At 74.5% G+C, this 23,567-nt stretch carries 19 protein-coding genes; 9 read left to right on the top strand and 10 right to left on the bottom strand.

The annotated features are described in order from the left end of the window. Positions 1-2: 2 nt before the first annotated feature. From KOV94_RS14140 to KOV94_RS14130, 3 genes are read right to left on the bottom strand one after another with little or no spacing between them, the layout of a single operon-like run. A complete protein-coding gene (locus KOV94_RS14140; RefSeq protein ID WP_124343347.1) occupies positions 3-1,190 on the bottom strand; it encodes a polysaccharide biosynthesis protein in 1,188 nt (395 codons plus the stop codon). Continuing rightward, a complete protein-coding gene (locus KOV94_RS14135) occupies positions 1,191-2,027 on the bottom strand; it encodes an NAD-dependent epimerase/dehydratase family protein (protein WP_124343346.1) in 837 nt (278 codons plus the stop codon). Beyond that, positions 2,024-2,770 (bottom strand): sugar phosphate nucleotidyltransferase, encoded by a 747-nt coding sequence (locus tag KOV94_RS14130; RefSeq protein ID WP_160142900.1) that lies wholly within the window; start codon positions 2,768-2,770, stop codon positions 2,024-2,026. The genes KOV94_RS14135 and KOV94_RS14130 overlap by 4 nt, the downstream gene beginning before the upstream one ends. 248 nt (positions 2,771-3,018) lie before the next feature. Between KOV94_RS14130 and KOV94_RS14125 the strand changes: the two genes are divergently transcribed. Continuing rightward, positions 3,019-4,557, top strand: a complete 1,539-nt coding sequence (locus KOV94_RS14125) for a hypothetical protein (RefSeq protein ID WP_218052390.1) — start codon at positions 3,019-3,021, stop codon at positions 4,555-4,557. 116 nt (positions 4,558-4,673) lie between these two features. Here KOV94_RS14125 and KOV94_RS14120 read toward each other — a convergent pair whose 3' ends face one another. The 3 genes from KOV94_RS14120 to KOV94_RS14110 all read right to left on the bottom strand — a co-directional run bounded on the left by KOV94_RS14120 (position 4,674) and on the right by KOV94_RS14110 (position 7,946). Continuing rightward, positions 4,674-5,660 (bottom strand): Gfo/Idh/MocA family protein, encoded by a 987-nt coding sequence (locus KOV94_RS14120; RefSeq protein ID WP_124343354.1) that lies wholly within the window; start codon positions 5,658-5,660, stop codon positions 4,674-4,676. Position 5,661: 1 nt separating this feature from the next. After that, positions 5,662-6,750 carry a DegT/DnrJ/EryC1/StrS family aminotransferase gene (locus KOV94_RS14115; protein WP_124343343.1) on the bottom strand — a complete coding sequence of 363 codons (1,089 nt, stop codon included), beginning with the start codon at positions 6,748-6,750 and terminating at the stop codon, positions 5,662-5,664. A 74-nt stretch (positions 6,751-6,824) separates the two neighbouring features. Continuing rightward, positions 6,825-7,946 (bottom strand): UDP-N-acetylglucosamine 2-epimerase, encoded by a 1,122-nt coding sequence (locus KOV94_RS14110; RefSeq protein ID WP_124343342.1) that lies wholly within the window; start codon positions 7,944-7,946, stop codon positions 6,825-6,827. Between the two features lie 147 nt (positions 7,947-8,093). Between KOV94_RS14110 and KOV94_RS14105 the strand changes: the two genes are divergently transcribed. Continuing rightward, positions 8,094-9,140 carry a glycosyltransferase family 2 protein gene (locus tag KOV94_RS14105; protein WP_218052389.1) on the top strand — a complete coding sequence of 349 codons (1,047 nt, stop codon included), beginning with the start codon at positions 8,094-8,096 and terminating at the stop codon, positions 9,138-9,140. Then, a complete protein-coding gene (locus KOV94_RS14100; protein ID WP_124344597.1) occupies positions 9,137-10,408 on the top strand; it encodes a hypothetical protein in 1,272 nt (423 codons plus the stop codon). Before KOV94_RS14105 ends, KOV94_RS14100 begins: the two co-directional genes overlap by 4 nt. Here the strand turns inward: KOV94_RS14100 and KOV94_RS14095 are convergent. Together KOV94_RS14095 and rfbD are read right to left on the bottom strand one after the other, a co-directional pair. Next, on the bottom strand, positions 10,386-12,014 hold the full coding sequence (locus tag KOV94_RS14095; RefSeq protein ID WP_218052388.1) for a DUF2142 domain-containing protein: 1,629 nt from the start codon (positions 12,012-12,014) through the stop codon (positions 10,386-10,388). The genes KOV94_RS14100 and KOV94_RS14095 overlap by 23 nt on opposite strands. Before the next feature lie 61 nt (positions 12,015-12,075). Beyond that, the gene (gene rfbD, locus KOV94_RS14090; RefSeq protein WP_218052387.1) at positions 12,076-12,927 is read right to left on the bottom strand and encodes a dTDP-4-dehydrorhamnose reductase; all 852 of its coding nucleotides are present in this window, start codon (positions 12,925-12,927) and stop codon (positions 12,076-12,078) included. A gap of 94 nt (positions 12,928-13,021) precedes the next feature. Between rfbD and KOV94_RS14085 the strand changes: the two genes are divergently transcribed. The 4 genes from KOV94_RS14085 to KOV94_RS14070 all read left to right on the top strand — a co-directional run bounded on the left by KOV94_RS14085 (position 13,022) and on the right by KOV94_RS14070 (position 15,937). Beyond that, positions 13,022-13,639, top strand: coding sequence for a dTDP-4-dehydrorhamnose 3,5-epimerase family protein (locus KOV94_RS14085; RefSeq protein WP_218052386.1), 618 nt, complete (start codon positions 13,022-13,024; stop codon positions 13,637-13,639). Continuing rightward, the gene (locus KOV94_RS14080; RefSeq protein ID WP_218052385.1) at positions 13,632-14,570 is read left to right on the top strand and encodes a glycosyltransferase family 2 protein; all 939 of its coding nucleotides are present in this window, start codon (positions 13,632-13,634) and stop codon (positions 14,568-14,570) included. The genes KOV94_RS14085 and KOV94_RS14080 overlap by 8 nt, the downstream gene beginning before the upstream one ends. A gap of 102 nt (positions 14,571-14,672) precedes the next feature. Beyond that, positions 14,673-15,452, top strand: a complete 780-nt coding sequence (locus tag KOV94_RS14075) for a glycosyltransferase family 2 protein (RefSeq protein WP_124344489.1) — start codon at positions 14,673-14,675, stop codon at positions 15,450-15,452. Next, positions 15,449-15,937, top strand: a complete 489-nt coding sequence (locus tag KOV94_RS14070; protein ID WP_124344488.1) for a DUF2304 domain-containing protein — start codon at positions 15,449-15,451, stop codon at positions 15,935-15,937. Before KOV94_RS14075 ends, KOV94_RS14070 begins: the two co-directional genes overlap by 4 nt. Positions 15,938-16,215: 278 nt before the next feature. On the opposite strand, the gene KOV94_RS14065 is transcribed toward KOV94_RS14070, so the two are convergent. Continuing rightward, the gene (locus KOV94_RS14065; RefSeq protein WP_218052384.1) at positions 16,216-18,879 is read right to left on the bottom strand and encodes a SpoIID/LytB domain-containing protein; all 2,664 of its coding nucleotides are present in this window, start codon (positions 18,877-18,879) and stop codon (positions 16,216-16,218) included. 82 nt (positions 18,880-18,961) lie between these two features. Continuing rightward, complete coding sequence (locus KOV94_RS14060) at positions 18,962-21,535, bottom strand: glycosyltransferase (RefSeq protein WP_218052383.1); 2,574 nt, start codon at positions 21,533-21,535, stop codon at positions 18,962-18,964. Positions 21,536-21,612: 77 nt separating this feature from the next. On the opposite strand from KOV94_RS14060, the gene KOV94_RS14055 reads away from it, so the two are divergent. Together KOV94_RS14055 and KOV94_RS21310 are read left to right on the top strand one after the other, a co-directional pair. Then, entirely contained in the window at positions 21,613-21,987 is a 375-nt protein-coding gene (locus tag KOV94_RS14055) for a hypothetical protein (protein WP_124344485.1), read from the top strand. Next, positions 21,984-23,504 (top strand): glycosyltransferase, encoded by a 1,521-nt coding sequence (locus KOV94_RS21310; protein WP_124344484.1) that lies wholly within the window; start codon positions 21,984-21,986, stop codon positions 23,502-23,504. Before KOV94_RS14055 ends, KOV94_RS21310 begins: the two co-directional genes overlap by 4 nt. The last annotated feature ends 63 nt before the right edge of the window (positions 23,505-23,567 follow it).

Below are 23,567 nucleotides of genomic sequence, written 5' to 3'. Positions count from 1 at the left end.
CGTCAGATCCGATCGTCGAGTCGGCGGGCGCTGGTGACGTGCCCGAACTCCGGCACCGCCTCGGCGACGCGCGCGGCGATCTCCGCGACCGTCGGACCGTGCGCGCTGTCGCGTGCGGCGGCGACCCAGGCAGCCACGTCGAGCGCCGCGGGACGGGCGGGCGACGTCCGGACGAGGTCCACGCCGGGCAGCCAGGGCGTCGTGCGCTCGTCGGCGCCCGCGAACACCTCGGCCGCCTTCTCGCCCGCCGTGTCGCGCGCCGTGACGAGCACCCGGACGACCTCGTCGTCGCTCGACCCCACCGCGTCGTCGTCGGTCACACGGCGCGACGGTAGCTGCATCGCGGCCAGCATCCGGTCGAGCGCGTCCTCGAGCAGCGTCGACTCCACGACGCCCTCGGTGGGCACGACCACCGATCCCGGCTCAGCCGTCGCCGCGAGCAGGCAGATCTCACCCGCCTCGATGGGACGGACGAAGAACCGGCGTGTCTCCGCCGGGACGGGCAGCACCTGGCCGCGGGCCAGCCGGATGAGCCAGCTCTCGAGGAGGGAGCCGCTCGAGAACGCGACGTTCGCGAACCGCGTCGTGGTGGCGTGCGGCAGCTCGACCCGGACCGCCTCCTCCATCACACGCTTGCTCGCGCCCATGAGGCTCGAGGGGTCGGCGGCCTTGTCCGTCGAGACCATGAAGAGGCGTGCGTCGGCGTTCGCGTCCGCCACGGCGCGCAGGGTCCGCAGCGTCCCGTTGACGTTGACGTTGAGCATGTGCAGCGCCGAGACGGCGTCGCGCTCGGTGCGCACGTGCTTCGCGGCCGCGAACGCGAGGACCATGTCGAACGGACCGTCGTCGACGACCACGCGCTCGATCAGCGGCGTCGTGACGTCGACCAGTCGCGGCTCGAAGCGCGTGCCCGGCAGGATCGCCCCCTCGGAGCGCAGGTCGCGCACGAGCTCCGCGAGACCGTTCTCCCAGGTGTCCGCGACGACGACCAGCGCCGGGCGCCGCGCGAGCAGGAGCCGCAGCGTCTGGCCGCCGATGAACCCGGCGCCGCCGGTGACGAGGATGCGGGCGCCCCGCACCGCGTCGTCGACGTGCGCCGACCGCGCGTCCCACGCCTGGGCGAACGCGGAGACGTCGCGCGACGTGACGGCACGGGCGTGCGCGTCCAGGTCACGGGCCGGTGCTGACACTCAGTACTCCTCGGGGAGGTCGGCGGTCGCCCGCGCGTGCCGCGCGACGAGCGCAGCGAGGTCGGATGTGGTGACGGCCTCCGCGAGGCCGGACGTGGAGCGCCAGAGGTCGGCGGTACCGACGACCGTGCTCGCCGGGGCCGCCGCGAGGTCGTGGACACCCGCGGGCACACCCAGGAGGTCGAGCGCGCCGGCGACGGCGTCGCCCATCGCCACGCCCTCGCCCGAGGCCACGTTGAAGACGCCCACGGGGCGCAGGCGGACCGCGCGCTCGACGCTGCGCGCCACGAACGACGGCCGGACCCAGTCGCGCACCGTCGCGGCGGAGATCAGCTCGACCGGCGACCCCGCGCGCGCACGGGCGACCCGGGCGACGACGTCCGCGAGGGGCGTGCCGTCCTGCGGCGGCTCGGACGCGACGTTGAACACTCGCAGGACGGTCGCCCGCCCGGACGCGAGCGCGCACTGCGTGCCCTCGGCCTTCGTCACGCCGTAGGGGGACTCGGGGGCCGGCTCGGCGTCCTCCGCGCACAGGCCGCCCGGCTGCGCGGTGCCGTACTCGGCGGCCGATCCCAGCTGGACGAGGTGGCCGGACGTCTCGTCGACGACCGTCACCAACGCCGCGACGAGCTCGACGTTCAGCCGCCGCAGGGCCTCGGGCTCGCCGCGTCGCGCGCCCGCCGCGTTGACGACCACGGCACCGGGGCGCACGACGCCGCGCATCGCGTCGGGGCCACGTTCGAGCACGTCGCGCGCCGGCACCGCGACGACGTCGCCGAGTAGGTCGGCGACCACCGTGCCGAGGTGACCGCTCGCGCCGACGAGGACGGTCGTCACAGGACCCCGCGCTCGATCATGTCGTGCGCGGCCTCGAGGTCCTCGACACGGCCCAGGTCCATCCACAGGTCGTCGGTGCGCCGGCACAGCACGGTCCGGCCGTCGGCGACCAGGCCGAGCAGGAAGTCGGGCATGTCCACGCGGCCGGCCGGGAGGCGACGCAGCGCGCGGCCCCGCAGCAGGTTGATGCCGGTGCTCAGCAGGTTGCGCGTCGTCGGCTTCTCGTGGATGTCGACCAGCGTGCCGTCGTCGGCGGCCACGACGACCCCGTAGTCGATCGTGACCGCCCGCTCCACGCAGACCATCGCGGCGTCCGCACCCGAGCTCTCGAACCAGTCGAGCAGGTCTCCCATGTCGAGCGACGTCAGCGTGTCGCCGTTCACCACGAGGACCACGTCGTCGTCGGCGACGTCGAACGGGATGAGGGCGAGCGCGCCTGCGGTGCCGAGCGGGGACTCCTCCCGCGTGTACTCGACCCGCATCCCGCGCGACGCACCGTCCCCGATGACGGCCTCGACGAGATGCCCGAGGTAGCCCACGCTGATGACGACGTCCTCGAGGCCGGCCGCGGCGAACCCGCGCAGCACCCGCTCGAGGATGGACTCGGTCCCGAGGGGGATCAGCGGCTTGGGCAGCACCGAGGTGTAGGGCCGGAGCCGCGTCCCCGTGCCCCCCGCCAGCACGAAGCCGAACCGATGAGGGGCCGCGGCCGGTGCACCGTCCGCACGAGCCGGATCGGTCACGAGATCGGTCCTTCCACTCACCCTGCGCTCCTGTCGGCCACGGCCCCGGCGGCCGTGAGACGGCGACCAAGGTACCAGCCGGGTCGCCGCTCCCCGGCGCTCCGCGGCCGCAAGGGAACGGGTTCGGCGCACCCCGCTGGGGTACCCTGGTCCGTCGCCGCGTCGCGACGCGGGAGACGCCGGCGCACGCACGCGCCGCACCGCGTGCGAGGAACCCGTGGCGCCACGAAGCCCGTCTGGAGGCGTCCTTGGCTGCGGGAGAACCCACCGGACCCGAGCGAGCGCACGCCGCCGAGGCCGAGCCCGACGCGACGCCCTCGCCCGCGAGACCGACGTCCGGGCCGTGGTCGCGCGGACAGACCCTGCTGCTCCTCGGCGTCGGCCTGCTGCTGTCGGTCGGCACGTTCCTGTGGGTCGTGACCGGCCCGGACTACGGCTGGCACGGCGCCCGCGACCTCGAGCTGCGGGAGAGCTACCGGACGTACCAGGAGACCGGCGTCCTGCTCGCGAAGGAGACTGGGACCGGGTCCTGGTACACGCAGATCCCCGGCGCGGGCGAGTACAGCCCCGCCACGTGGGACGAGGACCCCGGCGCGTACCTCGTCGCCGCGCTCATGTCGCACGTGACCGGCTCGGAGTCCCCCTACCCCGGCCTGCGCCTCGCGGTCGCGGGCCTCGTCGCACTGCCGCTGCTGATCCTGCCGCTGGGCGTGGCGCGCGTGCTGGGCCGCCCGCGCGCGGGCCTCGCGCTCATCGCGCTGCCCGGGGTGGTGTACCTGCTCAACCGGGGCACGCCGCTGGTGGGCACGGAGTACGGACTCTCGGACGCCGGGTCGCCCACGCCGGTCTACGCGTTGTACGGCATCGGTGCGTCGCTCGTCTTCCTGTCGCTCACGCTGCTGCTCACGCTCAGCACGGTGCGGATGCGCACGAGCGTGCTGGTCGGGGTGAGCGTCGTGCTCGCGCTGCTCAGCGGCGTGAGCAACCTCGCGCGGTCGATGTCCGGGATGGGGACCGCCCTCGGCATCGGCATCCTGTGGTGGCTGCACAGCTCGGGCCGTGCGCGCTGGTGGCGGGCCGCTGCCGCGGCGGCGGTGGCGGTCGCGATCGCTGCGCTCGTGCCGATCGGGGCGATGCGGTCGATCGACGCCGACCGTGCCGAGCTCACGGGCATGCCCGTGAACGAGCTGCCGACCGCGCACGCGCTCTGGCACTCCATGTACCTCGGGCTCTCGTACCCCACGCCGGTCAACGGTGAGCCGTCCCCGTTCGGCATCCCCTGGTCCGACGAGTACGGCTGGCAGGTCGCACGGGCCGTCGACCCGGAGGTGCTCATCGGCAGCGTCGAGTTCGACGAGATCATGCGCGGCGAGTACGAGGAGATCGTCCGCAAGCACCCCACGACGGCGGTCCGGCTCTACCTCGAGAAGGGCGCGTTCGTCGTGTGGCACTTCGCGGCGATGATCGCGTTCGCTGCCGTGGGCATCGGCATCGCCCTGTGGCGCCGGGGTCCCCACCGGGCTCGCCTCGTCGCGGTGCTGCTGATCGCCGCACCGACGCTCGCGATCGGGCTCGCGCCGCCCGTGCTCGTGATGCCCCTGCTGTACTACTTCTCGGAGCTCGCCGCGGGGCTGGGCCTGCTCACGGCGGTCGCGCTCGGCGGCCTGGTCTGGTTCGTCACGACGACTGCACCCGCGCAACGCATGGCGGACCGCCTGCGTCCGCGTCGACGCGACGGCGCAGACGTCGAGCCGGCAGTCCCGGACCACGAGGGTGTTCCCGGCTGACCCGTCCGGCCGTCGCGAAACGTCCACCCGTGCGGTCGCGTCACGCCCGTGCCACGGTGGGCGCGTCCGCGCAGGCGGGACCTCACACGTGTCGCGCGAGGTCCCGCCTCAACGGGTCAGCACTCCTGGGTACGGCCCGACGCCGCGGATGCGAGCACGGTCTGGGCGACGCGCACGGTGTCACGGCCCTCGTCCATCGCGATGATGTCGTTCCCGACGCCCAGCACGGCGTCGCGGAACGCCTCGTGCTCGACGAGGAGAGGCTCGCGCTTCTCGAGGGCGAACCGCTGCGAGCCGCCTTCCGTCACACCGCGGAAGCCGACCAGGGAGTCCCACGTCGTCTCGACAGTGCCGTTCGCGTGGAACGTCAGGTCGGCGGTGACGGTGTCGGCCACGAAGGTGCCGCGCTCTCCCGAGACCGTCGTGGTCCGCTCCTTGAAAGGCGACAGCCAGTTGACGAGGTGGTTCGTGACCAGCCCGTTCTCGAGCAGGCCGACGAACGCCACCAGGTCCTCGTGGCTGCGGCCGCTCTTGTGGGCGACGTGCGCCGCGACCGTCGAGTAGCGCGACCGCGCGACCCACGCCGTGAGGTCGATGTCGTGCGTCGCCAGGTCCATCACGACACCGACGTCCGCGATACGGCTCGGGAACGGGCCCTGGCGTCGCGTCGTGATCTGGTAGACCTCGCCGAGGTCGCCCGACTCGATGCGCGCCCGCAGGCTGCGCAGCGCCGGGTTGTACCGCTCGATGTGCCCGACGGCCCCCACGAGACCACGCCCGGCGAACGCCTTGGCGAGCCGCGTCGCCGCGTCGGCGTCGGTGGCGAGCGGCTTCTCGATCATCGTGTGGATGCCGGCGTCGGCGAGCGTGAGCCCGATCGCCTCGTGGTACACCGTCGGCGCCGCCACGACCGCGTAGTCGACGCGCGCGTCGACCAGCGACTGCACCGAGTCGCCGACCGCCAGGTCACGCGCGACGCCGTGCGGGTCACCACCCGGGTCGGCGACCGCGACCAGCTCGACGCCGTCGATCGACCGCAGAACCCGGGCGTGGTGGCGCCCCATCATCCCGAGGCCGATGAGGCCCGCGCGCAGCGCCGCCACGTCAGGCACCCGCCTTCGCGACCGCGTTCACACCCGCGACGACGCGCTCGAGGTCCTCGTCCGACAGTGCCGGATGGACGGGCAGCGACAGCACCTGCTGCGACGCGCGGCGCGTCTCGGGCAGGTCGATCGTCAGGCCGAACGACGGGAGCTCGTGGTTCGGGACCGGGTAGTACACGCCCGAACCCACGCCGTGCTCCGAGAGCAGCGCGGCGGCGAAGCCGTCACGGTCCTGCTCGACGCGGATCGTGTACTGGTGCCACACGTGCTCCGCACCGTCGACGACGACCGGCACGCCCACACCCTCGAGGTGCTCCGACAGGAAGCGTGCGTTGCGGCGTCGCGTCTCGGTCCAGGCATCGACCTTCCCGAGCTGCACCCGGCCGATGGCCGCGTGCAGGTCGGTCATGCGCGCGTTGAAGCCGACGACCTCGTTCTCGTACCGGCGCTCCATGCCCTGGTTGCGCAGCAGCTGGACGGCGCGAATGAGCTCGGGCGACGCGCACGAGACCATCCCGCCCTCGCCGGACGTCATGTTCTTCGTCGGGTAGAGGCTGAACATCGCGAACGAGCCGAACGTGCCGACACGGCGCCCCTGCCAGCGCGCGCCGTGCGCCTGCGCGGCGTCCTCGAAGAGCTGGACGCCATGCCGCTCCGCCAGCGCGCCGAGCGCCGTCACGTCGGCCGGGTGCCCGTACAGGTGGACGGGCATGATGCCTTTCGTGCGGCTCGTGACGACCGACTCGACGTGCTGCGGGTCCAGGCAGTAGGTCACGGGATCGATGTCCGCGAACACCGGCGTCGCGCCGGTGAGGGCCACCGAGTTCGCTGTCGCCGCGAAGGTGAACGACGGCACGATCACCTCGTCACCCGGACCGATGCCGGCGGCGAGGAGACCGAGGTGCAGACCTGCTGTCCCGGAGCTCACCGCCACGCAGTCGCGACCGTCGACGAGCGCGTCCGCGAACTCACGCTCGAACGCCGCCACCTCCGGCCCCTGCGCGATCATCCCGCTGCGCATCACGCGGTCGACCGCGGCGCGCTCGTCGTCCCCGATCAGCGGCTTCGCCGCGGGAATCGTGGCACCCATTGCATGTCCTTCCGTTGCGGGCCGACCGACGCCGGCCCTCATGGTCGCCGCCCGTCGATCGGCGGCATTGCGTCTCAGTCGGCCGCGGCGGCCGGCGCGCCGACCATCAGCTCGAGGGTGTCGACGACGACACCGCTCGGTCGGTACTCGTCGAGGCGCGACGCCGACCGGTACTGCTCGTGGTGAGCGAGGAAGTCGCGCAGCACGTCCACGTCGTACCGGGTCAGCACCATCTGGGTGCCCTCGCCGACATGGCGCTCCGTGTGCGTGCGGTGCACCGCGCACGGGATGCCCATGAAGTTGGTCTCCTCCTGGACGCCGCCGCTGTCGGTGACCACGAACTCGGCGTGCGCGAGCACGGGCTGGAACCGGATGTAGCTCAGCTTGTCCGCGAGCAGGAACCGGGTGCCGTCGAACAGGTCGCGCAGACCGTACGCGTCGATGCGCTCACGCTCGGACGCACCAGTCAGGCAGACGATCGGCACCTCGTCCGTGGCGGCGTCGCGCAGCACCTCGAGCGAGCGTCGGTACACGTCCTCCTGACGCACCAGCTCGAACCGGTGCAGCGTCACCAGGCCGTACCGCTCGGGCAGCGGGATCGATGCCTCGGCCGGCTTGCTGAGGGCCATCCGCATCGAGTCGAGCACCGTGTTCGCGCCGGTTGTCACGACCGCGCCCCTGCGGCGGCGCAGGTTGCGCGCCTCGTTCGCGGTCGGGGCGAAGTGCACGTCGGCGAGGTGCGCGACCGCACGCCGGTTCAGCTCCTCCGGCAGCGGGTTGAAGATGTTGCCGCTGCGCATGCCGGCCTCGACGTGGGCGACGCGCGCGCCGAGCACCTTCCCGACGAGCGAGCCGACGACCGCGGTAAACGTGTCACCGTGCACCAGCACGACCGGCGCGGTGCGGTCGGAGAACAGCCGACGTCGCAGCGCGGCCCGCCGACGCAGCACCGTCGTGGCGACGCGCAGCACCCAGCCCGGTACCTCCGCGGGCCGGGAGAGGTTCGCGGCGCCCTCGCGCGGCACCAGCCACTCCGCGATGTCCGGCAGCCCGAGGTCGGCGAGCGACGGCTCCAGCTCCTCGACGTGCTGCGCGGTGTACCAGATCTCCGCGGCGTGCCCCCGGTCCTGCAGCTCGTGGTAGACGGGAGCCATCTTGATGAGCTCGGCGGTCGTCCCGACGATGATCGCGAACACTGGTTGCCCTTCACCCGACGCACGCCTCGGCCCGGCGCGCGCCCCACAATAACGGAGCGACCGGGTCCGACAGGCCACCCGCGGACCCTCCTCGGTACCGCTCCCGGGCCGCCCACTCGCCGGACCTCCTCCCGTAGCCTTGCGCGCGTGACCAACGTCCCCACCTCCCCCACCGTCGACCCCCTCGCGCGCCTGAGCGTCGTGATCCCCGTCTTCAACGAGGAGTCGTGGGTGGACCGCTGCCTCGACGCGCTGCTGCGTTCAGCGCGGGCCGCCGACATCGCGCTCGACGTCGTGGTCGTCGACGACGGCAGCACGGACAGCACGCCCGAGGTGCTCCGCGAGCGGGAGGCGCGTGGGGAGGTCCGCGTCGTCACGCAGCCCAACTCGGGTCGGCTCGCGGCACGCCTCGCGGGCGTCCGCGCCGCCCGCGAGGAGAGCGTGCTGCTGCTCGACAGCCGGGTGATCGTCGAGGAGCCCTCGCTCACGTGGGTGCGGGCCGCGACGCGCGAGGACCCGCAGCGTCGCGTCTGGGTCGGCCACGTGGACGTCGAGACGGCGGGCAACCCGTACGCCGCGTTCTGGGCAGGGCTCGTCAAGATCGGCTGGCGGCGGTACACCGCCGACCCGCGCCTGCTGTCGTTCGGGTCGGAGGACTTCGACCTCTACCCCAAGGGCACCGGCTGCCTGGTGGCCCCCCGGCAGCTCCTGCTCGACGCGATGTCGCGCTTCGCGTCGCTGTACGACGACGACTCCTTGTCGAGCGACGACACCCGCATGCTGCGCGACGTCGCCGAGCACGAGCGGATGTGGCTCGCCCCCCAGTTCGCCTTCCGCTACCACGGTCGGGCGGGGATGCGCGGGTTCGTGCGCCAGTCGTACTTCCGCGGCACGACCTTCGTCGACGGCTACGTCGGCCGGCCCGGGCCTCTGCGGTGGGCGCTCCTCGGCGGCGTGGCCGCCGCGGGGGCGGGCGCGTACGTGCTGCTGCGGCACCCGCGGGTCGGGCTCGCGGGCGTCGTCGCCGTCGCGGCGGCGGGTGCCGCGGGCGTGCGCGCGTCGGGGGGGTCGGCCGCGGAGACCCGCGCGACCGCGACGCTCCTGCCGGTGTTCGCCCCCGTGTTCACCGGCGGCGTCGTGCGCGGCCTCGCGCTCGCCGCGCGCGCTCGCGTCGCCCGGCGCCGCGTCTCGTGAGCGCCCGCCGCCCCCGCGCCGACGGCATCGGCACGATCGGTGCCGCGATCGCCGTCGCCAGCGCAGCCGGGTGGCTGCTGCAGCTCGTCGTGGGCCGCCAGCTGGGCCCCGCGCAGTACGGGGAGTTCATCGCGTTCTGGGGCGTGGTCTTCGGCATCGGCGGCTCGCTGTCGACGCTCGAGCAGGAGGTCGCCCGACGTGCCGCCCGGTCCGAGCTCGTGCAGACGCCGTCGACCGGCTCCGTCGCGGTCGTCGCGGCGCTGCTCGCCGGGGCGGTCGGCGCCCTCACCCTCGTGCCCGCGGTCGCGGACCGCGTCTACGGCGGCTCCGCGACCGTGTTCGGCACGATCGTCGTCCTGACCTCCGTCGGCTTCGCCGCGCAGTTCGCCGTCCGCGGTTACCTCGTCGGCACCGCCCGCACACGCTCCTACGGGCTGATCGTCGTCGCCGAGGCCGCGCTGCGTCTCGTCGTGCTCCTCCTGGTCCTCGTCGCGGGGGTGCTCGACCTCACGACCGCCGCGCTCGCGGTCGGGGTCGGGTCGTTCGCGTGGCTCGCCTGGCCGCGCGCCACCGCCACCGTGCTGGGCAGCGCGCGCACCCTGCCGACCGACCTGCGTGCCGCGGGCGGCCGCGCGGTGTCGCTCCTGGGCGGCGGTGCGCTGACGGCCGCCGTCATCACCGGCTTCCCCACGCTCGTCACGGCCCTCACCGGCGAGGCTCCCGGAGCGGCCGGCGGCGCGCTCTTCGCCGCGCTCACCGTCTCGCGGCTCCCCCTCCTGCTCGTGTCGCCCGTGCAGGCCGTCGCGGTCCCGCGCGTCGCGCGCTGGCGTGCCGACCTCGACGAGGGGCGGCCGTCGCCAGCCGGCCGGGTCGTGGTGCTCGGCACCGTCGCCGCGGTGGGTGTCGCCGCGCTCGGCGGGGTCGTCGGCGCCCTGATCGGCCCGTGGCTGGTCCAGCTGCTGTACGACGAGTCCTACGTCGTCTCGCCCGCCGCGGTCGGCGTGCTCGTGGCGTCCGCGTGCCTGCTGGCGTGGCTGCTGCTGCTGTCGGCGGCGCTCATCGCGCTGTCGGCGCACCGCACGATGGTCGCGACGTGGCTGTCGGCCACGGGCGCGACGTGCGTCTGGCTCCTCGTGAGCCCCTGGCCGCTCGTCCCGACGACCGTGGCCGGCGCGCTCGTGGGCCCCGTCGTGGGCCTCGTCGTCGCGCTCCCCGCGGTGCGTGCGCGTCTGCGCCCCGCGCCCGTCAGCTCGCCGGCGACGTCCTGACGGACGGCTCGACCGGACGGCCCGTCGCGCTGCCGCCTGCCGGCGTCGTGCCGCCCGCGGTCGTCGTGCCGTCCTCCGCGGTCGTGCCGTCCTCCGCCGTGCCGTCGGCCGCCGGCACCGCGACCGCGGGACGCTCGCCCAGGACCTCGTCGGCGGGCGCGGGCGTGCGCAGCTCCGCGGTCAGCGCCCAGAGCGCGACCGCGAACGCGGCCGACCCGACGAGCCAGACGGTCAGCGGTGTGACGGACGTGTTCCACCACCACTCGCGCGCGGTGTCAGGGTTGAGGCTCAGGTTGTCGTCACCCGTGAGGTAGCGCGCGAGGTTGACGTGCAGGGCGACGGCGTTGGCGACGGCGAGCGCGCCGACCACGAGCCAGCGCTGCGTCACGCTGAGCACGAACGCCGCCCCCGTCGTCCGTGTCATCGCCGTCGCGGCGAGCAGCACGACGAGCGGGAAGACGTAGCGCGACTGGACCTGCTCACCCACGGGCGCGTCGGCGATGTACTGGATGTACGAGGGCACGACCGCGACGGCGAGCGCGACCAGCGCGAGCGCGAGGCCCCGCCGTCGTCCCAGGCCGGTCAGCGCCGCGAAGACGCAGCCGAAGAAGCACGCGAGCGCCGCGACCCACACGACCGCGGGCATGGCGGTGTCGAGCCACCCCAGGTTCCACGTGCCGAAGCTCCCGACCCACAGGCTCGGGACCTGCAGCAGCACGCGGCTCAGGCGCAGCAGCGAGAACGGCTCGCCGGACTGCGCCTCGACGGCGGACGACTGCCCGGCGGACAGGAACGACCAGCCGGCGACGGCCGCGAGCAGCGCCGCGTAGGCGAGCCGCGGGAGGTCGGGTCGGCCCACGCGGCCCGCGATGACGACGGCGACGACGACACCGAGAGCCGCGTAGAGCGCGCCGTCGGCCCGCGAGCCGGCCGCGAGCAGCAGCGCGGGCACTGCGACCGCAGCCGTCGCGTAGGTTCGCCACCGTTCGCGTGCGGTCAGGAACCCGACGGTCGCGACCATGAGCAGCGCGGCGGCGTAGAGGGTCCACCCGCTGGGGTTGATCGAGCCGACGAAGAACGTGCCGTACGGCACGGCGCACACCAGCATCGCGAGCACGAGCCCGCGACGCTGACCGGTGCTGACGAGCGCCGCGACCGCGGTCGAGACGAGCACCACGACGAACGCCGCGAGCACCCGCATCGCGACGACGGAGCGCTCGACGTCCGGCCCGACGAGGTGGCTGAGCGTCCAGTAGTAGACCGGCGGGTAGTCGCCGGTGAAGTTGCCGCGGTTCGTCAGCTCCATCGCGCCGTCGGGCTCGGTGAGCCGGTCACCCTGGCACGCGGCGCTGTCCTCGGGCTTGAACGCGTAGCAGGGCGTGTTGACGATGGAGGTCGGCACCTGACGCGTCGTCGGGTCGGTGCCCGCCTCGCACACGCCGTCGCGCAGGCCCTGGCCGCACCACACGCTGCCGAGGTGGAAGTCCTCGTCCGGGCTCGAGCCGACGGCCGAGGACAGCGCCCACGTGACGAGGGCGACGAAGACGGCGACGACGCCGACGGCGGGACGCAACCAGGGATGACGGCTCAGGACGTGGGGAAGCACGCGCCATGGTAGCGGGAGGAACCGGTCGCTCCCGCGGTGCCCCGGCAGGGCCGGCGGCCGGTCAGCCGGCCGCGAGCACCTCCGACGCCGCCTCCTCCCAGCGGGAGTCCCACGCGCCGATGGGCTCCACGCCCGCGGCCCGCAGCGACGCGTGGCCGAGCACGGAGTAGGCCGGTCGCGGGGCCGGCCGGGCCGACGCGTCCGACGTCGACGGGCTCACGATCGCCGGGTCGAGGCCCGCCGCACCGACGACGGCACGGGCGAACTCGAACCACGACGCCTGCCCCGAGGACGTGCCGTGGTAGACCCCGGCGGGCGCCTGCGCGTCGACCAGCCGGACGACGAGGTCCGCCAGGTCGCGGGTCCACGTCGGCTGGCCGAGCTGGTCGTCCACCACGTCGAGCGCGCCCCGCTCACGCGCCGCCCGTGCGATGGTCCGCGGGAAGCACGGGCCGTTCGCGCCGTACAGCCAGGCCGTCCGCACGATCAGGTGGTCCGGCGCCTCGGCCCGCACGGCCCACTCGCCCGCAGCCTTGGTCCGGCCGTACGCGGAGAGCGGGGCGATCGGCGCGTCGTCCTCGTACGGCGTGCCGGCGTGCCCGCCGAAGACGTAGTCCGTCGAGACCTGCACCAGGCGGGCCCCCGCGTCGTGCGCCGCGCGGGCGAGGACCGCGGCGCCGACGGCGTTCACGCGGAAGGCGTCGGACTCCTGCGACTCCGCCGCGTCCACCGCCGTCCAGGCGGCGCAGTTCACCACGACGTCGGTCCCGCGGACCGCGCGCGCCGTGGCGTCGGCGTCCGTGATGTCGACCGTCCCGCGGTCGGCCGCGACCACGTCCTCGTCGCGGGCGCGCAGCAGCGCGACCAGGTCCTGCCCGAGCATCCCCGCCGCTCCAGCGACCAACCAGCGCACGATGCGTCCTCCCCGTCGTCCCACGATGTCCGGGTCAGGGTAGCCGCGCCGATACCCTGGTCGGCGACCAGCGGACGTCGTCGGAGGAGATGCAGTGGAGTTTCGCGAGCTTGCCGTGCCCGGTGCCTGGGAGATCACGCCCCGGCAGTTCGGCGACCCGCGCGGGGTCTTCCTCGAGTGGTTCCGCTCGGCCCCGTTCGGCGACGCGGCCGGCCACGCGTTCGACCTGCAGCAGGCGAACCTCTCGGTGTCCGCGAAGGGCGTGCTGCGGGGGATCCACTTCGCGGACGTGCCACCCGGGCAGGCCAAGTACGTGACGTGCGCGCGCGGCGCGGTGCTCGACGTCGTCGTCGACATCCGGGTCGGCTCCCCCACGTTCGGCACGTGGGACTCGGTGCTGCTCGACGACGTCGACCGCCGTGCGATCTACCTCGGCGAGGGGCTCGGCCACGCGTTCATGTCCCTCGAGGACGACTCGACGGTCCTGTACCTGTGCTCCGCGGGCTACAACCCGGGGCGTGAGCACGGCATCCACCCGCTCGACGAGACGGTCGGCATCGACTGGCCGACGCAGGCGCGTGACGGCAGCCCGATCACCCCGCAGCTGTCCGAGAAGGACGCCGCCGCGCCGTCGCTGCGCGAGGCCGAGGCGCAGGGGCTGCTGCCGCGCGCCGAGGACGTCGCGCAGTACCTGGCGTCGCTGCGTGGCTGAGGCCGCCCCGGACCGTCCGCCGGTCGTCGCCGTGATGGTGACGTACCGGCCGGCGGTCGACCAGGCGCTCGCGCTCGTCGACGCGCTCGCCCCGCAGGTGGACCGCGTGGTCGTGGTCGACAACGGCAGTCCTGCCGACGACGTGGCCGCGCTGCGGGACCGGGTGGCGGCGTACGGCGGCGAGCTCGTGGCGCTCGGCGCCAACCTCGGCATCGCGTCCGCGCAGAACGTCGGGATCGCCCGTGCGCGTGAGCTCGGTGCGCGCCTCGTCCTGCTGTCCGACCAGGACTCCCTGCCCGCGCCGGACATGGTCGACCGGCTCCGCGCCGGTCTCGCGACCGCCGCGGAGCGCGGGCCCGTGGCAGCCGTCGGCCCGATCACGACCGACGAGCGCAACGAGGGTGCGGCGCTGCTGTTCTCCGACCACCGCTGGGGCCCCCGACGCGCGGACATCCCGGCGACGGACGGCGCCCTCGTGCCCGTGACCTTCCTCATCGCGTCCGGCTGCCTGGTCGACGTGGCCGCGCTCGACGTCGTGGGCGACATGGACGAGGCGCTGTTCATCGACCACGTCGACCTCGAGTGGGGCCTGCGAGCGCGACGCGCAGGGTTCGCGCTGTACGGCGTCGTCGGCGCCCGCCTCGCGCACGCCCTCGGGGACGAGACACGGCGGATCGCGGGCCGGCGCCGGGCCGTCCACCTGCACTCCCCCACGCGCAACTACTACATGGCGCGCAACACCGTGGCCCTGGTGCGCGGCGACCTCCTGCCCACCGCGTGGCGCTGGGGCTACGCGGCGTGGATCACGAAGTACTCGGTCTTCTACGTGCTCGCGGTCGCGCCGCGCGCCCAGCGGCTGCGGCTGCTCGTGCGCGGGCTCGCCGACGGCCTGCGCGGCCGCACCGGCCCACTCGCCACGGCGCGCCGGTGAACGGCGTGCGAGACGGCGCGCGGGGTGGCACCGCCACGGCCAGCGTGCCGACGTGGACGGACCGCGCGCGGGGCATCTGCCCACCTTCGGTAGGCTGCTCCGGTGTCATCGAGCGTTGACCGGGCGCTGATCGTCATCCCGGCGTGGAACGAGGAGGCGGCGTTGCCGGGGGTCCTCGCGGAGGTGCGTGCAGTGTGCGCCTCGCGGCCGGAGCTCGCGTCGACCGACGTCCTCGTGGTCAGCGACGGCTCCCGCGACCGCACGGCCGAGCTGGCCCGCGCGGCGGGCGTCGCGGTGCTCGACCTCCCCATCAACCTCGGCGTCGGCGGCGCGATGCGGGCCGGCTTCAAGTACGCCGTGCGCGCCGGCTACACGCAGGTCGTGCAGCTCGACGCCGACGGTCAGCACGACCCGCGCGCCATCACCGACCTCATGGCGGCCGCGCGCGAGCACGACGCCGACCTCGTGATCGGCGCCAGGTTCGCCGGCGCCGGCACCTACGAGGCCCGCGGGCCGCGCCGCGCCGCGATGCGCGTGCTCGCCGGGGTCCTGTCGCGCGTCACGCGCACACGCCTCACGGACGCGACGTCGGGCTTCAAGCTCGCGCGGGGACGTGCGCTGCCGCTCTTCGCGACCGAGTACCCCGCGGAGTACCTGGGCGACACCGTCGAGGCGCTCGTCCTGGCGGCGCGTGCCGGGCTCACCGTGCGCCAGGTGCCCGTCGAGATGCGCGAGCGGCAGGGCGGCCAGCCGTCGCACGGCCCGCTCAAGGCGACCGTCTTCCTGCTGCGTGCCGTCCTCGCGCTCGTCGTCGCGCTCAGCCGCCCGTCGCAGGTGAGCACCGCCGACCGCGGCGAGGTCGCCACGGGTGCCGCGCGGTGAGCGGCTACGTCACCGCCCTGGTGCTCACCGTGGTCACCGTGGGCTCGATCGTCTACCTGCTGCGCGCACGCCGGATCCGCGAGAAGTACGCGGCGATCTGGATCGCGCTCGCGATCGTCGTCCTCGTCATCGGCGCGTTCCCCGCCGTGCTCGAATGGCTCGCGGCCGCGCTCGGCGTCATCCAGCCGGTCAACCTGCTGTTCCTCGTGACCGGGCTGGTGCTGTTCCTCGTCTGCGTGCAGTTCAGCGTCGAGATCTCCCAGCTCGAGGAGGAGACGCGCACGCTCGCGGAGGAGATCGCGCTGCTGTCCGCCAAGGTGGACGCGCAGGCAGCCGCCACGCAGGCAGTCGCCGCGCAGGCAGCCGCAACGACGCGTGCCGCGCTGGACCACCCGACCGACGGCTCCGTCGCGCCGGCCTCGGCGACGCCGGTGGACGTCGACGACCCGCGGCCCACGGCGCCCGGCCCGACCGAGCGCGCCTGACCGCTCGCTCGAGCGACCCGGCCGCCCGGACCCCGACCGTCCGCGCGCACCTGACCGCACGCGCCACGAGCGACCCACCCGCCCGGACCCCGGCGTCCGTCCGAACGCGTCCGTGCGCGTGGACCTCGCCGTGCGGCGACCCGGTCCACGCCGTCGACGACGCACCCCTCGTCACGTCGGCGTGATGCCCGGCGACGCGCGGGCCGGTGGCCGTCCCCGAGAACGCCGACGGGCGGGTCTGACGGAACGCTGCCGCCGCACCCGCCCGTGCGCGGGCGTCAGCCGAAGTACCCCACGACGTCCAGCAGCAGGTGGGACGTGCCCTGGTCGTTGTAGACGGCCACGGCGCCGCCCGCCCCGAGCCGCACGACGACGGCGTTGGCCTGGGTGTGGGCGCCGGTGCTGTTGAGGTCCGACGTCGGGGTCAGGGGCAGACCCGCGGGCCACACGCGTGCGTGCGTCCACGGGGCGGTCTGGTTGACGGCGGTGACGGTGCCGGCCACGGCGGTGGCCCCGGTGGGCACCACCGACGTGGGGACGGGGACGACGCGCTGCCCCGTGGGGCCGAGGGGCGTCGTCAGCCGCGTGTCGAGCACCCGGGTGGGGGTGATCGGGGTGAACAGCGCGCCGCTCGTGCCGCCCGGCGCGCCGTACCAGCCGCCGATGTCGACGATCGCGTCCGCGGGCGCGCCCTTGAGCGCGAGCGTGACGGTGCCGTTGACGACGGGCACCACCGCGCGGTTCGCGACGTCCGCCCCGAGCTGCAGGTTGACCGTCGACGTGGTCGGCAGACCGCCGCCGCCGTACGCGACGACGTAGCCGTTGCCCTGCGCGCGGGTCGTGGTGACGTTCACCGTGACGGCGCTGAGCGAGGCGGCCGGGACGTCGAGCGCGGCCGCGACGTCGATCGTGCGGGGTGCGCCGTCCGTGAGCTGCTGCCCGGTGTACCGGGAGTCGAACGCGCGGACGGGGTCCACCGCGGTGTACCGGGCGCCGGTGCCGCCGGTCGTGTAGTAGCCGAGGACGTCCACCAGGTAGTGCGTGGTGCCGACCGGGTTGTAGACGCTCACGGCCCCGCCGCCGCCCAGGGCGACGGTCACGAGGCTCGCCTGGACACGGGCCGGGTCGGTGTTGACGACGGACGTGTTCGGCATCGCGGAGCCCGCGGGCCACACCCGCAGGTGCCCGGCGACGCTCGTCCCGACGGCCGTGACGTTGAGCACGACCGCGGACGCGTCGGCGGGCACGCCCGCCTTGCCCGCGACGACGACGTCGGCCCGCCGGCCCCCGCCGAGGGCGGAGAAGGTGTCCCGCGTGTCGAGGACGCGCGTCGGGGTCAGCGGCACGTAGGAGCCGGCGCCGCGCAGGGCGACCTCGGCCTGCGGCGCCGGGTCGGCGGGCGGGCGGACCTCGAGCGCCGTCCGGAACGGGGCCGCCTGGTTGCCGGCGTCGTCCTGCGCGGACAGCGTGAGGTCGTAGGTGCCGGGCCCGACGTAGGGCGACGCCCCTGCGGGCGGCGAGTCGTAGGTGCCGAACCAGTTGGCGTTGAACCGGACCCCCGACTGCGCGGAGCCGTGCACGGTCGCCGCGAGCCGGCCCGTGCTCCGGTCCACGACCGTGAGCGTCCAGGACAGGGGCACGTTGGGCGTCGCGCCGATCGCGAACTGGCCGCCGTGGTCGATCGCGCTCGACGAGACGAGCACCTGCTCGAGGGCGGGCGTCGTGGGCCGCGGACGCCACCAGCTCGAACGGAGGCCGAACGCGGGCGTCGCGATCGTGCGGCTGCCGGTCGAGCAGTCGACGCGGGCCTGCAGGACCCGGCCGCCGAGCTCGCCGTTGCCCGTGCGGCTCGTGACGACGAGCGCGCGCAGCGTGCCGTTCGACGGGCACTGCGCGGCGACGGTCGAGACGGGCAGCGAGGCCGTCCACCGGGAGACCGTGTCGCCCGGCGCCGAGCCGGTCCACGGGTCCTGCTGCGCGATCTGGTACGGGTAGCCGCCGGCCGTCGTCCAGCCGCCGTTCGACGACGAGAACTCGGTGAACGCCGCGGCGCCGTTGTACGTGCGGACCTGTCCCGCGGTCGCGGCGATCGCCGCGTCGGAACGCGCGTCCTCGTTCGAGGCGGTCAGCGTGCCGGCGGCGTTGGCGGTGCCGCGGCCCGCGTAGACCTGGCACGTGGTCGTGTCGCACAGCGCGCTGCCGTGGTCGACCTTCCACTGCGCGTAGGTGCGGGCCGCGACGGCCTGCGCCTGCAGCGCCGCGGCGCCCCAGCTCGCGGGCGACTCGCGCGGGACGACGCTGCGCAGGTAGCCCTCCATCGGGAGGCTGTTCGTGACGTTGAACGCGGTGCCGGAGGTCGGCTCGATGCGGATGTCGCCGCGGTACCAGCGGCCGCTCGTGTCGCCCTGCGACGCGGCGATGACCATCCCGTACTCGTCGAGCGACTCCATCCGGAAGACGCCGGTGAACTGGCGGGTGTCCGTCACGGCCCCGTTCGGCGCGTCGCGGCGCTGCGCGGTGACCGTCTGGCCCGACACCGTGATCGTCCAGCGGCCGGTGAACCCGAACGTCTCGGAGCCCACGGTGCCCATCCGGATCGTGCGTCCCTCGGGTGCCCACACGGTGACGCTCGACGCGGGCGTGTACGTCACCAGCGACGTCTTGACGTAGGTGCTCGCCGGCTGCGTCGCGGTGCCCGTGCCCGGGTAGTAGAAGTCGAGGATCTGCGCGGCGGACCGACCCTGGAGCGCCTGCGCCTGCGCGCCCCACTGCGACATGCCGCGGCCGTGCCCGAACGCGCGCCCGTCGACCGTCCAAGCCCCCGACGCGGGGACCGGGTAGACCTCCTCGGCGGCGTTCGCCGGTCCGGACAGGGCGACGAGCGTCGTCACCCCGATCGCCAGCGTCGCCGCTGCGGCGACCAGTCGGCCTGCGAGTGTCACGGCACCTCACCTCGTCGGACGTTCACGGAGCCGTCCGAGCATAGGCGTCAGGGGCGAGGCGTGGTGCGGACTCGCACGAACGTCATCCCACGAGCTTGCGACGCACGACGAACGCCGTCCGACGCACGACCGCGACCGGCCCGTCGGACCGCAGCACGCGGCCCGCGGCCACCACCTTCGACCCGCCGGGCACGCGCAGCAGCAGCTCGCGCAGGTGGTCCGCCGACCCCGCCGGGATCCCCGGGTACGGGTCGAGCCAGCCCTCGGTCGAGTCCAGCGGCTCGTCGTCCAGCACGGGCTCCCAGCCGGACGCCGCGCGAGGGCCGTCGGCGGCACGGGCGCGCCACACGGTCGTCAGGATCTCCTCGTACCGCTCTCCCTGCGCGTGCGGACCCCACCGCAGGAGCGCGTCGCGGCGGGCGCGCGACCCCGTGCGGCGGCGTGCGAGCGGGTCGTCGAGCAGCGTGGTGATCGCCTCGACCCACGACTCCTCGTCCGTCGCGAGCATCCCGGTGACGCCGTGCTCGACGGCCTCACGGAACGGCTGCGTGGGCGAGGCCACGGTCGGGGTCTCGACGAGCGCGGCCTCGAGCCACTTGATCGCGGACTTCGCCTCGTTGAACCGGTTGTCGAGCACGAGCGGCGCGAGGTTGACGTCGACGTCGCGCAGCCGCTGCGGCAGCTCGTACCAGGGCAGCATCGGCAGACGTCGCACGCGGTCGCCGAACTGCTCGAGCGCCGGGCCGGTACCCAGCTGGCCGCCGAGCCACAGCTCGACGTCGGGGTGCGACGCGAGCACGCGGACCACGGCGGGCTCGACGGCGGCCCAGTCGGCGTCGTGCGTGTTCGTCCCCGAGAAGTACCCGATCCGCAGCGGACCCGGCGTGCGGGGACGCGCGAGCGCCTCGTCGCTCACCTGCGCGAGCGCCTGGCCGACGCCGTTCGCGAACCGGTGCGCGGGGATCCCGGTCACGGCGGTCACGTGCGCGCACAGCGCCTCGGTGCTGCCGACGTACGCGTCGCACATCTCGAGCGTCGTCCGGTAGCGCGCGACGCCGCGCCACCACAGCGCGTGCTCCTCGGCCGACAGGACGTGCAGGCCGTGGACCTCGCCCTCGAGCTCGGGGTCGAAGATGAGGTCGTCGACGTCGAACAGCAGGGGCACGGCGCGGTCGCGCGCGCGGACCCGGTCGACGAGGTCCGCGACCTGCACGGTGGCGGGCACGCGGTAGAGGACCACGACGTCCGCCCGGTCCGCGAGCTCGGCGATCTCGGGGTCGCGGTAGTGGCGGACGTCGACGGTGAAGCCACGCATCCGCAGCGCCTCGGCGGGCAGCCGGCCGCGGTACCGCAGCGCCGCACCGCGGATGCCCACGACGACCAGGACCCGGTTGACCAGCGAGCGCAGCCCCGCATCGACCTCGGCGGTGCGCTGCTCGGGGTGCTCGGCCGGGTCCTCGCGGTCGACGAGCTCGCGGTAGACCTCCTCCACGTGGTCGAGCTGCTCGTCGACCGTCCGGATCGGCACGGCCTGGGTGCCGCCGCGCAGCCGCCGGACGAGCGCGGGCGACTCCGCGAGTCGTCGCAGCGCGGCCGCGAGCGAGTCCGCGTCGCCCGCGGGCACGACCAGGCCGTTCTCGCCGTCCCGGACGACCTCCTCGGGACCGAGGGTGTCCGTGCACACGACCGCGAGCCCCGACCCGAGCGCCTCGCGCGTGACGATCGAGTACGACTCGCGCATGACCGACGGCAGCACGAGGACGTCGTGCGTCGCGAACACCTCGGCGACCTCGTCGCGTCCGTACCGCGGGTGGAAGCGCACCTCGGGGCGATGGCGGCCGCGCTCCGGCACCCCGTAGACGTCGAGCGTCCACGAGCCGTCGGACGGCAGGGTGTCGACCGCGCGCAGGAGCACGTCGATGCCCTTCATCGGGTCGGGGGTGCCGGCGAAGAGGAGGCGCACGGGGTGCGGCTCGTCGTCGCCGGCGTGCGGCACCGGGGCGCCCACGAGGTCCTCGGGCGGCACGCCGTTCTCGTCGACGCGCAGCCGGGCACCGTCCACGCCGTTCGCCTCGAGCACCGCGCCCGCGCTCGCCGACGGGGTGAGCACGACGTCGGCGTGGCGCAGGTAGCGCGCGAGGACCGTGTTGCGCCGCTCGAGCCACGTGTGACCGCCCGCGCACGGGCAGGTGCCGCAGTCGACGACGAGGCTGCACGGCCGCATGTCAGGAGCGACGAGGAACTGCCGCGCGCACGTCCACCAGAAGTCGTGCATCGTCACGACGACGGCCGCACCGGCGCGCTGGGCGACCTCGACGAGCTCGCCCCCGAGCGTCTGGAGCGAGTGCAGGTGCACGACGTCGGGCTTGACCTCGTCCAGCCAGCGCGCGAAGTCCTCGCCCACCGGGGGGTTCACGCTGTTGCGCGGGTCGGCCCACGCGGTCCACGGCGTCGTCACGATCCACCGGACCTGCACGCCGGAGCCGTCGTCCTCGGTCCAGGTCTCGAGCGGCCGGCGGTGCTCGTCGAGGTGACCGGCGTACACGAACACCTCGTGGCCCCGCGCGGCGAGCCCGCGGGCGAGGCGCTGCGGGACGAGGGTCCCCCCGCTCACGTGGTTCGGGGGATAGTGAGCGGAGACCTGCACGACACGCATCCGTCCACTCTAGAGGTCCGCGAACGTCCGCCGTTCGAGTGCCCTGGCACGGTGTCCGGATGCCTTACCCTCACCCCATGTCAGTGCATGAGCCCTCGAGTGCAGCGTGGCACTCGGCCCTCGCCGAGAAGGACGCCGCCGCCCACGCCCGGATGGCGGACTTCACCGACCGGGGGGAGGTCGACCTGCTGCGCCGGCGGCTGGAGGCCACGGTCGCCGAGCTCGAGGTCGCCCGTGCGGGCGTCCATCTGCGCAACGGCCTGCTGCACGACCAGAGCGTGGCCCTCACCGAGCGTGACGAGCGGATCCAGCTGCTCGAGGCCCGGCTGACGCCTGACGAGGCGCGCGGCAGCGCGTCGGGTGCGGCACGCGCCGTCGCCCGTCGCGGCCGCTCGGTGCTGCGTCGGGGCCGGTCGGCCTTGCGCGGCGTGCTCGCCGGCCGGCGCGCGTGACGCCGTTCGTCGCCCTCGTCCTGCTGCCCGGCACGGACGACTCGGGCCTGCTCCGCACCGCGCGCAGCGTCGCCGCGGCCGGGGACGGCCCGTGGACGCTCGTCGTCCCGGCCCGTGTCGGGAGCGAGCACGCACGCGGCGAGGTGCGCCACCTCCTCGGGCGGCGGCACGTCCAGCTCGCCGACGACGGCGCGCCCGGGGACGAGCTCGGTGCCGCGTTCGACGCCGTGACCTCCCGGTACGTCGGCCTGCTCGGCGGCGGTGACGAGGTCGAGGCCGGTGTCCTGCGTGCCGTGGTCGACTACCTCACGGAGCGCCCCGAGGTCGACGTCCTCTACACCGACGAGCAGTGGCCCGCGCCGGGGATCACCGGCATCGCGACCAAGCCCCACTGGGTGCCGCACTACCTCGAGGGGTGGGACTACCTCGGTCGGCTGTGCGTGCTGCGCCGGTCGCTCGTCGCGGAGGTCGGCGGCCTGCGGACCGACGCGCCCCGCGCCGTCGAGTGGGACGTGCACCTGCGCGTGACGGAGCGGACCGACCGCGTCGAGCACCTGCCGCTCATCGGCGTGACGCGCGAGACCGGCCCCGCACGCGACGCGGAGACGGCCGAGCACGGCCGACGCGCGGTCGCGGCCCGGTACGCACGGCTCGGCGTTCCCGCCACGGTCGAGGTGACCGGCCCAGCCGGGTACGTCCGCGCCTGGCGCACGCTCGACGACCCGCCGCTCGTCTCGATCGTCGTCCCGACGGGCGGCGGGCGCCGCGAGGTCGGCGGCGTCCCCACACTCGTCGTCGAGACGTGCGTGCGCTCGCTCGTCGAGCGCACGACGTACGACCGCTGGGAGCTCGTGCTCGTCCCGAGCGAGAACACGCCGCCCGACGTGGTCGAGCTGGTCCGCTCGATCGTCGGGGACCGGCTCGTCGTCGCGCCCGTCACGGGCGAGTTCTCGTTCTCGCACTCCGTGAACGAGGGTGTGCGCGTCGCGCGCGGCGACCTCGTGCTCCTCCTGAACGACGACACCGAGGTCGTCGAGCCGCGCTGGCTCGACCGGCTCGTCGCAGTCGCGGCCGACCCGACGGTGGGCGTGGTGGGCGCCAAGCTCCTGTACGAGGACGGCACCATCCAGCACGTCGGGATCATCCACGACGACGAGTGGCTGCCGATCCACGCCCACCGGCTGGGCGCGGACGACGACAGCCACTTCGGTGCGAAGGTCGTCGACGTCGACTACCTGGCCGTGACGGGCGCGTGCCTGCTGACGCCGCGGGGCCTGTACCTCGAGCTGGGCGGGTTCAGCACCGAGCTGCCGATGGCGTTCAACGACGTCGACTACTGCTACAAGGTCGTCGCCGCCGGGTACGGGGTGGTGTGCGCGCCGTTCGCGACGCTGTTCCACTACGAGAGCACGTCACGGGTCGCGGACGTCCGACCGTTCGAGCGCCGCTACCTCGAGGAGCGCACGACCCGGCTCGCACAGGTGGACCCGCACATCAACCACCGCTCCGCGCGCTGACGGCCGCACGGCCCGGCGTTCGCCGGCCGTCGCGGACCAGCGTGCGCCGGGCGGCGACGCCGC

It is taken from the genome of Cellulomonas algicola (assembly GCF_019024305.1).
Classification (GTDB): Bacteria; Actinomycetota; Actinomycetes; order Actinomycetales; family Cellulomonadaceae; genus Cellulomonas; species Cellulomonas algicola.
Note: the sequence above shows the minus strand (reverse complement) of the source record. Positions and strands in the feature narration are given on the sequence as shown.